Below are 8,504 nucleotides of genomic sequence, written 5' to 3'. Positions count from 1 at the left end.
CAACACGCATTCCGTCGTTCCTTTTCAGTTTCTTTACAGATTGTAACTGGGTTGGTGTCGGAATTTGCTACTTAATATCAACTCCAGCAGCATATTAATGCTTGCCAATATCGATACTAAAAACTCTTTGATTACTTCTTTTAGTCCCGGTAAATGACCAGACGCGATAAAAACGCGCCTGTATCATCTAGACAAACTTTTGTCCATAGCAGCGGACTCTCAAAAGTATCAGAGATATTTTTTTGGTGGCAAAGCAGTTTTCTCGATAAGTTGTGAAAGTCACTTCTTAGTTGTTTGCATCTTTACTGTCGTCATCGGAGACAGGCAAACTTCTAATCAGTTCACGAATCACATCAGTTGCAGGTCTACCTGTTTGTTGGCAATATTTTTCTAGTTTTTCCGCTTCCTGCGTTGCGAGATTAACTGTTATGCGTTTAACTGCCCATTTTTTATTTGTCATTATCATGCTATCTGCTGTATATTTAGATGGTCGAAAGAGTCTAAATTAAAGAGGGAACCGATAAGGTTATCAGAGTTTGTCTCACGAAACAAGTAATACCATTAATATTAAGAATGTTTGTTTTGTCAAAGGATTGATCATTTTCTAAAAAAATCAAAATACTACACTTTATTTGTTACTATTGTGACAGCATAAATAGCACATCGTTGCTTTTGAAGATAATAACCCTACTAACAGCATGAGTAAACCCTGACAATGAAATTTTATAAAGGAATTCAACATACCTACTGTTGAATCAATGAAGATTTCCAAAGTTATTCTCCATTGAAAGCATTTGACCTTCTCTCTTAACTAAGTTCGTCAAACCCAGTTGGAGAGAATATCTGCTAGAACACCAAAAAATAAAGCTTCAGAATCATTATCATGCTGAAATGCTGGTTTATAGGAGGGTTGGAGTGGTGTGTATAAAGCGTGAATAGTGACTTAGAAAGTAGGCAAATAAGCGATCGCTTAAAAGAAACACCCATATGTAACCAGACTGTAACCAAGAACTTCAGAGCTACTTTAACTGTTATGAATTTTGGCTTACTTCGATCAAGCTGATTGCTTTTCATTGCCAATATAGTAGCCAGAAAAAAAGGGACAATGCTCAGTCTACTGAGTTTAAATTGCCAATTGTTTTGGTAATTTTTGACAGCAACATCTGTAATTTCACACAGACTAACTTGTCCAAAATATATGTGATGTTATTTGACTGTTGCCGATAATATTTTAGTTTTGTTTCATATTTTCACAATAAATTATCGTCAAAATGCAATAAAGTATTGCATTTTGTTTATCTTCTTTCTGGCGATATAGATTGCTTTGAAAGTAGCAAGATTTTTACGATTTTTCGTCTTCATCTATCTGAAGATTATACAAATCCTTTTTAGCTAAGTAGGGCGTTATAAGTTTGACATAAAAAATTTCCTCATCTCTAAGCCAAGATATAAATTTCTGCCAAGAAAATTTTTGTTACAACTATTTTTATCTGGTAAGTATACCCCTAAAAAGAATTGTATATTTTAATTTTTTCGGTAGTGTGTTTATTATAGCTATTATTTACGCACTTTAAATAATCTTCATTTAGACACTAGCAAAGCTATTTTTTTGCCTTCATAAAAAAATTACAAAGAAAAACATATTATCTGAACTTTTGCTTAATGATATTGATATATAACAGGAGCCTAAACTCAAAACAATTGTTAAAAAAAAGATTCCAATATCTCAACGCATCAGTTAGTTTTGATTCAAGCAGTCTTTGTAGATAAAATTTTAGTTTAATGTAGTTATTTATACCTAAAAAAGTTAAATAAAATAACTAGAAAACTATGAAAATATAGGTACTTCATGAAATTTAGGTAAAGTTAGCTTCTCAATATTGGTCGCGTATTCGTATTGACATATACATGAATATTCATGAAAAAGTGCCGCATACTGATTGGTACGCAGATGGCGAAGCCTGAGTGGAACTGGAAACACTCTACCTCTGCTTAAAAGACTGCCTACCAGGGATGGGTTATATAGCAGTAGGGTTTAGTTAAAGGTTATTGGTGTAGACAATTGGTCTTTCAAGACGCGATAAATCACCCCTATACATCTGGGTTTTGTTGCTCATCCTCAACTGTATTGGGGTATATACAAAAGTGAAAATTCTGAGTCCTTTTTACTTCCCTGAAACAGTTACTCCTTAATTCAGAATTCTGAATTAAGGAGTAAAACACGCTTTATATCTGGGTAACAGACTTAACTTGTGTAACTCACCAACTTAAAATCTGCTGTCAATGATGCGCCCTTACTTCAATCCCCACGTTTCGCTATGGGGTAAGACAGTACTCAGCACTGGTGAATCAACACTCCGTTGGTAAAGAGAAGAGGGGTAAACGTTAAAAGGCAAAGCCTTCTCATTTTCTCCTCTAAATGCAGTTTTAATCAATCAAATAGACATCAACTTAATTTCTCATACCGATAATTTGAAATTCAGGATTGCGGCTATTCATGCAATTACTCAAATTTAAGTTGGGGCATAAGTTGGAGAGTGCCAATACCTAAATCTTTAGGTGAAAGCGATCGCCCTTCAAACAAAGCCATCATATCTTTTAACTGAGGATTGCCACGGGAGGCTCCCGTTAGTCCTTTGGCAATGATTAAGCCACAGTAGCCCTTAGTATTTTTACAGCGTTGATTCCATTTTTTTCGGGCTTCGACATGAATCGGATCTTCATCTAAAAATTCACCGAATAGGAACAATTCGCCATTTTGAGTTTGCAATAAACCCAGATCGTAGCGATCGCCATCAAAGGGATCGGCACCTGGATTAAAGCAAATTGCTCTCAATCCGCCTGCTGCTTCAATTCTTTCAATTACAGTCTTCGCCTTGGGCCGGGAAGTTTGAATTAGAATCACCGGCAAACCATCACCCACTGGTTTGATTTCACTAGCCTGGTGGTAGCTGACCCCCTTTCGCAGAGAATCCAACATCTCCCAAGACACTACACCTAAGCTGAGGAAGGAATCTTCTGGTATCAAGTCATCTCGTAATGATTGGAAATCAAGGTTGTCAATCTCCTCGTCATCAATACCAAAGCCTGCCATTTCCTCTAATTCTGATGCTAACTGCGGCATGGTAGAGACTGTTACAGGCACTGATTTAGTTGATTCTTCCGGCTGCGGTAGAGAAATGCGATAGCGACGGCTGAGAGTTGGGAAGATATCCTCATGAAGTTGGCGACGATGATCGCGAATAAAGCGGCTCAGGCTTTCGATCGCAACCAAGATTACCAATGCTTCTTCGTCATACAAAACAGACCGTAGTCCTTCTAAGGGGTGGATATTACCAAAAGTAGGGTCAATTTCTGATAATGGCAGATCCGCCAAATCATCTTCTTCATCGTCATCTTCATCGGTTTCGTCAACGCTTTCAAAAGTGAGAAACAAGCAATCTTGCTTGAGGAACGCTTCTTCTAGATGCTCCGTTGATTCTTCATCTGTGAGAACTGCGGCACGAAACTGTTTTAAAGACTCTTCTGAGCGATAAAACAAAATCCCATACTCCATTCCCAGCATTCCCATAACTGAGGCGTAGACTGTGCCAACATCCCACTTATTAATCTCGATTGACAAAATTTGCTGTTCTTGCAAAAATTCCCAAGGTGCTGCTTGCCAAATTGCAAATGCTTTCTCTCGCAAGATTTGTGCATACTGCGGGGGTAAGTCGGGGGTTTGACTATCGAGGATGTCGGCAAATCCACGAAATAGTTCGTCAATTAAAGGCAGTTCTGGTGCGTAATCAATAGCGATATCCAAATCTTGCAGTACTCCCCGCAGGTAAAATTGGATCTCGCGGTCTTTGACTACAATTCTTTGGGGTCTAGCAGGCCTTGCCGGACTTTGAGGATGTTCCATTGCTTGCATTAAGGTGCGAACTATTGCTTCTGGGCCAATATCTGAAGCTACCACGTCCATTCCTCGAACAACACCTTGGGAGTAATCTACCCAAAGAATGCATTCTCCCTTTGCCTCTGAGTCTGACAGCTGGTTTGGTGATGACAACGGACGGCGATCGCCCTCCCATACAGAAGGAATTTGAGTTAATTTCTTCAACCGACGACTGGTAGAGCGATTAAAACTTGTCATAGAGATCAAAAGAAGCAATTTGGAACTAAACTTTGGGGGCTAGCTAGCCTCGGATTAAATTTTTATGGCTGCACCTGAAGGGTTGTTGCTTCTCAGGCTGCCGTAAGGCTTGAATTTTAAGAATACCGAATGTATAAACACATTGAGTCTCTCAATTCTAGAATAAAAATCTTTGGCTACTTTTGACGGAGTGTTTACAATTTGGTATCTAGCAACATCTAAGCCGCTAGAATGAATACAAAAACACTCAGCGAGCAACCCAGAAGCATTAACAAGCCGATATAGGGTAACGCTTATACTAATTAAGGAGTTGAAAAGCAGATGACACAAGCAATTCAGGCTCAACAACGCGGAATTCTGTTGAGCGAAGCCGCATTGCACCAGGTAAAATCCCTCCGGGACAAGCAAGGCACAGACTTCTGCTTACGAGTAGGAGTACGTCAGGGTGGCTGTTCTGGGATGTCTTATATGATGGACTTTGAAGATACCAGCAAAATCACTCCTGATGATGAAGTTTTTGACTATGATGGCTTCAAAATTGTCAGCGATCGCAAGAGTTTGTTATATCTCTACGGTTTAATGCTCGATTACAGCGATGCCATGATTGGCGGTGGTTTCCAGTTTACTAACCCCAATGCTAATCAAACTTGTGGTTGCGGCAAGTCATTTGGGGTGTAATATTGTCAGTTGTCAGTTGTCATTTGTCCTTTGTCTTTTGCAAATGACCAACGGCCAATGACTAATGACTAATGACCAATGACTAATGACCAATGACTAATACAGTTGAATCCCTGTTTGATACAGGTTTAGAACGCTATAAAGCAGGAGAATCAGCAGAATCTTTAATCCCTGTATTTAAAGAAGTGTGCGATCGCGCTCCTAAAACTAGTGCAGCTTGGGTTTGTTTAGCGTGGTTGTATCTGCTCGATAACAAACCCAATTTGGCTTACAAAGCTGGACAGAAAGCAGTCAAGTTAAATCCCCAAGATCCCCAGGCTAGAATCAATCTCGCCTTAGCAATGCTGGAAACAAAGCAAAAAGGCTTGCGGGAACATATTGATATAGCACAGCAGTTGATTTTTGTCAACGAAGAATGGAGTGATGAAATAAAAAATAGTATTGAGGACGGTTTAACTAGAAAACCAGATTGGCAGAGTTTAACAAAAGTCAAAAATTGGCTGTTTGAAAAGTAAAAAATGGGGATTGGAAACTGGGGGTTAGGGACAACGAGGAGAAGGGAGAATTTATTGAAATAACTCTCTAGGCTATCTCTTCCCAATGCCCAATGCCCAATGCCCAATTTCCAATGCCCAGTACCCAATCCAATCATGAAAGATAAATTGTTAAATTGGCTAAACATGGTTTTAGTCGCAGATGTTTTTTTGGTTTTGTTTGGCTTTGGCTGGTTAGCGATCGCAGCGATCGGTGATGCCGCAGGAGTAAACCTGGGTTTGGATTTGTGGCACCAACTGTGGCAACCCTTGTTTAACCCCGCAATTGGCATTCTCATGGGCGGTGCAATTCTCAGCGGTGTTATCAGTTGGGTTTCCAAAAAATTTCTTTCTAGTCAATAGTCAAAAAATAAGGCATGGGGCATAGGGGAAAACTTACTACAACTTTCCCCTGCTCCCCTGCTCCCTACTCCCTTTTAATTAAGAATTTGTGTTAATGCTGGTTGCAAATTAGGATATTTGTACTCAAAGCCTGTTTGCACAGTGCGTTTTGGGATAACTTGCTGACCTTCTAAAACTACTATCGCCCCGTCTCCTAAAAGGGCTTCGATCGCAAAAGCAGGAACAGGCAACCAAGAAGGTCGATTCATCACTTGTCCCAAGGTTTGGCTTAAATCTGCCATTCGGACTGGGTTAGGAGCAGTGGCATTATATACGCCTTCTATTTCCGGTTTAGTTAAAGCTTGCAAAATCAGGTTAACTAAATCATCTACGTGAATCCATGAGAACCACTGCCGACCACTGCCAATAGGCCCGCCAGCAAAGAGTTTGAAAGGCGGAATCATTTTACCTAAAGCACCACCATTGCCCAAGACAATCCCAAAACGCAGAATTACCAGTCGCACACCAGCATCTTTTACTTTTCTCGCCTCAGCTTCCCAGGCTTGGCAGACTTGGGCAAGAAAATCGTTACCAGATAGACTAGTCTCATCAAAGGTAGCCGTTTCACTGGTGCCGTAGTAGCCAATAGCCGAAGCGTTAATTAACACAGATGGTTTAGGGTTAGCCTTGGCTATTGCTTCAACTATTTTTTCTGTACCTAACTTTCGGCTATTGAGGATTTCTTGTTTCCGTTCTGGTGTCCAGCGCCCTTCACCAATAGGTTCTCCTGCCAAATTAACTACGCCATCACAACTAGCGATGACACTTTGCCAAGAACCAGATGCATTTGGTGTATAGGCAACAATTTCTACATTAGGGAAAGCCTCAGAGGGAAAAACCTTTTGAGCAAAAGTGGTATTCCGAGTTAATACTACTATTTTATGACCTTCCCCATGTAATCGTTGTACCAAACGACTACCGACAAATCCTGTTGCCCCAGTAATTGCGACTTTCATTTTCTACCTCAGCCAAACCTTTATTGTAAAGTTTTTGATCAAACTTTCAGCTTACCAAAGAAGTCAGAGGGCAGGAGGCAGTGTTTCGACTACGCGGCAGTTGAGCGTAGTCGAAACACTGCCTTTTGCTTCTTCATTGACTGTATATCTGGTAGTACTTACTCTCAAAAACTTTGATTTTTTAATGACTTTATATTTAGATACTTCGGTATTATAGGATGGACGGAGTGTTGCAAGGCTTGGGGCTATTATGGCTCGCTATACCTGTTCATTTATTGTTTCTGTTCCTAGTGACCATCTGGTGCCGTTACTTGTAGAACTTCTACAGGACTGTCAGTTGGATATTCAGTATCACACAGCCGAATATATTATCGGTCGTGAGGTTCCTGGAAATGTTCCTTTTCCTAAATTAATAACAGTAGAAGTACTGATTGACAAATCAAAATCTACCGAAACAGAAACTCGGATGAGTATTGTGATTAAAAATGAAGAACTACCAATTCACCTAGATAATTACTGCCGACAAATGTTTGAGTTAATCAAGCAAGCTATTGAAAGTAGCCGCCATTGGCATTTGATTGAAAGTATTGCAGGATAGTTTTGGTGATTGAATTGATACTTCCACGGCTTCAAACCGTGGGAGTACCAGACTGTGATTGATCGTTATAATTCACTCTCCTACTCCTCTAAATCCTCGGCCATACCGGGGTTTATTAGTGTAATGTCGTACTCGCTCGAATCCGTTTGTCCTAAACGCTGAGTGTTTCTTAAAAGGTAATAAATGGCACGTACTTGAGGCCCAAAAACGATCTCGTCTTCATTTCTGAGATCGTGGGCTGGTATCTTGCGTCCATTAATCATCAAACCATTGGAACTAGGCTTACCTTTGGCATCGCCATCTACAATCCGGTAATAGTAGCTATGACTATTATGCTCTCGTGGCAATCTCACTAATGTGGCATGGCGGCGGGAGACAAACTGCGACATCAAACGGATATTACATTCGCGGTCTCTACCAATAGAGTAGACGGGGTGCTCCAGAGAAAATTCTTTGCGACCTTGATCGTCTTCAATAATCAGTAGATGGTTTTCATTGGTTTCTGCTGCCATTGACAAATCGGTGGAACTGTAATTGATTAAGCTTTGTTTAGTATCGTATCTTGGCATTTTTGCGCACCATAAGTTTGTGGTGCTAATCTAAATAAGCTTTAAAATTGCATAATACCTTGAAAGAGTAGAACATGGCCGTTCTACTCCAGTAGCTATGATAGCTTTGGTAAGTCTCTTAATCTGAAGACTGACTCCTGAATTGTGTTTTGATAATCCAAGATTTGTGGTGGCAAATTGGACGTGTAAAGGAGTATTTTACAGGCGATGAGCGAATCGCCGTAATAATATTGAGTTGGTAACGACACTAACAGAGCTAAAAGCCATTAATGCAGCAGCACCAGATGGGTTAAGCACAAAACCCAGACTAGGAAATAAAACACCTGCTGCTAAAGGAATGCCAAGTGTATTATATGCAAAAGCCCAGAATAAATTTTGGCGGATTTTGTTGAAGGTGGCACGACTAAGCTGAATAGATTCGACGACATCGTTTAGGCGATCGCGCATTAGGATAATTTCAGCAGTTTCCATCGCCACATCTGTCCCGGAGTGTAAAGCAATTCCTACATCCGCTTGAGATAAAGCTGGAGCATCGTTGATTCCATCTCCTACCATTGCCACAACTGAGTGCTGAGTGCTGAGTGCTGAGTGGGGAGTGGGGAGTGGGGAGTGGGGAGTTAGGAGTTTTCTTTG

At 40.3% G+C, this 8,504-nt stretch carries 9 protein-coding genes; 4 read left to right on the top strand and 5 right to left on the bottom strand.

What is annotated here, in order from left to right:
• Nucleotides 1–286 precede the first annotated feature (286 nt).
• Together RMY16_RS26440 and RMY16_RS26435 are read right to left on the bottom strand one after the other, a co-directional pair.
• Nucleotides 287–466 carry a CopG family transcriptional regulator gene (locus tag RMY16_RS26440; RefSeq protein ID WP_322665538.1) on the bottom strand — a complete coding sequence of 60 codons (180 nt, stop codon included), beginning with the start codon at nt 464–466 and terminating at the stop codon, nt 287–289.
• Nucleotides 467–2,503: 2,037 nt separating this feature from the next.
• Nucleotides 2,504–4,135: a DUF6930 domain-containing protein gene (locus RMY16_RS26435; protein ID WP_322738849.1), complete on the bottom strand. Its 1,632-nt coding sequence runs from the start codon at nt 4,133–4,135 to the stop codon at nt 2,504–2,506.
• Nucleotides 4,136–4,456: 321 nt separating this feature from the next.
• On the opposite strand from RMY16_RS26435, the gene RMY16_RS26430 reads away from it, so the two are divergent.
• From RMY16_RS26430 to RMY16_RS26420, 3 genes are all read left to right on the top strand, one after another.
• Nucleotides 4,457–4,813, top strand: a complete 357-nt coding sequence (locus RMY16_RS26430; protein ID WP_094352468.1) for an iron-sulfur cluster assembly accessory protein — start codon at nt 4,457–4,459, stop codon at nt 4,811–4,813.
• Nucleotides 4,814–4,905: 92 nt separating this feature from the next.
• Nucleotides 4,906–5,328 carry a hypothetical protein gene (locus RMY16_RS26425; RefSeq protein ID WP_322738848.1) on the top strand — a complete coding sequence of 141 codons (423 nt, stop codon included), beginning with the start codon at nt 4,906–4,908 and terminating at the stop codon, nt 5,326–5,328.
• 135 nt (nt 5,329–5,463) lie between these two features.
• Nucleotides 5,464–5,709 carry a hypothetical protein gene (locus tag RMY16_RS26420; protein WP_322738847.1) on the top strand — a complete coding sequence of 82 codons (246 nt, stop codon included), beginning with the start codon at nt 5,464–5,466 and terminating at the stop codon, nt 5,707–5,709.
• A gap of 74 nt (nt 5,710–5,783) precedes the next feature.
• Here the strand turns inward: RMY16_RS26420 and RMY16_RS26415 are convergent, their stop codons facing one another.
• A complete protein-coding gene (locus RMY16_RS26415) occupies nt 5,784–6,704 on the bottom strand; it encodes a TIGR01777 family oxidoreductase (RefSeq protein WP_322738846.1) in 921 nt (306 codons plus the stop codon).
• A 250-nt stretch (nt 6,705–6,954) separates the two neighbouring features.
• Here RMY16_RS26415 and RMY16_RS26410 point away from each other — a divergent pair, with 250 nt between their 5' ends.
• The gene (locus RMY16_RS26410; protein ID WP_322665545.1) at nt 6,955–7,302 is read left to right on the top strand and encodes a hypothetical protein; all 348 of its coding nucleotides are present in this window, start codon (nt 6,955–6,957) and stop codon (nt 7,300–7,302) included.
• A gap of 80 nt (nt 7,303–7,382) precedes the next feature.
• Here the strand turns inward: RMY16_RS26410 and RMY16_RS26405 are convergent, their stop codons facing one another.
• Together RMY16_RS26405 and RMY16_RS26400 are read right to left on the bottom strand one after the other, a co-directional pair.
• On the bottom strand, nt 7,383–7,871 hold the full coding sequence (locus RMY16_RS26405; protein ID WP_322665546.1) for an FHA domain-containing protein: 489 nt from the start codon (nt 7,869–7,871) through the stop codon (nt 7,383–7,385).
• Nucleotides 7,872–8,069: 198 nt separating this feature from the next.
• On the bottom strand, nt 8,070–8,504 hold a 435-nt coding region (locus RMY16_RS26400), incomplete at its 5' end, for an HAD-IC family P-type ATPase (RefSeq protein WP_322738845.1).

The organism is Nostoc sp. DedQUE12b, assembly GCF_034530835.1.
Lineage (GTDB): Bacteria > Cyanobacteriota > Cyanobacteriia > Cyanobacteriales > Nostocaceae > Nostoc.
This window is presented reverse-complemented; position numbering and strand designations above follow the sequence as displayed.

What these genes read in the sequence shown, in the direction of transcription:
- RMY16_RS26430 (WP_094352468.1), top strand. Translation starts at nt 4,457, where the DNA reads ATGACACAAGCAATTCAGGCTCAACAACGCGGAATTCTGTTGAGCGAA.
- RMY16_RS26415 (WP_322738846.1), bottom strand. Translation starts at nt 6,704, where the DNA reads ATGAAAGTCGCAATTACTGGGGCAACAGGATTTGTCGGTAGTCGTTTG.
- RMY16_RS26405 (WP_322665546.1), bottom strand. Translation starts at nt 7,871, where the DNA reads ATGCCAAGATACGATACTAAACAAAGCTTAATCAATTACAGTTCCACC.
- RMY16_RS26425 (WP_322738848.1), top strand. Translation starts at nt 4,906, where the DNA reads ATGACTAATACAGTTGAATCCCTGTTTGATACAGGTTTAGAACGCTAT.
- RMY16_RS26435 (WP_322738849.1), bottom strand. Translation starts at nt 4,135, where the DNA reads ATGACAAGTTTTAATCGCTCTACCAGTCGTCGGTTGAAGAAATTAACT.
- RMY16_RS26420 (WP_322738847.1), top strand. Translation starts at nt 5,464, where the DNA reads ATGAAAGATAAATTGTTAAATTGGCTAAACATGGTTTTAGTCGCAGAT.
- RMY16_RS26410 (WP_322665545.1), top strand. Translation starts at nt 6,955, where the DNA reads ATGGCTCGCTATACCTGTTCATTTATTGTTTCTGTTCCTAGTGACCAT.
- RMY16_RS26440 (WP_322665538.1), bottom strand. Translation starts at nt 466, where the DNA reads ATGATAATGACAAATAAAAAATGGGCAGTTAAACGCATAACAGTTAAT.